Consider the following 408-nt stretch of genomic DNA (forward strand, 5'->3'; position numbering starts at 1 on the left):
TAAGGAATTAGGAACAGCCATCGATGGTCAGCTGAAACAATATGAAAAGCTAAGAGAGAGCTTGTCTGAAATTGCGACATCTCAGACTGCTAGTACAGCAGCTTTGGCCAAAACGGACTCTGAGCTGTCTTCACTTAATTCTGAATTCAGATCTTTGTTAAGTACGACTTCAGGCGTTAAGGCTTCATCTCAAAGCAATGTTCAGGCGGCTGAATCTGCGAATCAGATTTTCAGTAATTTCCATCGGGAATTGGCAAATGCTCAGGGCAACACAGAAAAATTGTCTAGCGATGCAGAAACCTTGATGGCAGAGTTTAATGAAGAATTAGCAGCGAATGGGAACTTTGTAGAATCCTTTATCAAGGTACTCAATAATGCTTATGAAAATGGCGTGCCAAATGAGGTTCT

The 408-nt window shown here is 41.4% G+C and carries 1 protein-coding gene; it reads left to right on the forward strand.

What is annotated here, in order from left to right; all coding sequences use genetic code 11:
* The coding region (locus tag P0G09_RS15800; RefSeq protein ID WP_275253130.1) for a hypothetical protein at positions 1–408 on the forward strand (408 nt) is incomplete at both ends.

Source organism: Faecalibacterium sp. DFI.5.82 (assembly GCF_029076575.1).
GTDB lineage: Bacteria > Bacillota > Clostridia > Oscillospirales > Ruminococcaceae > Faecalibacterium > Faecalibacterium duncaniae.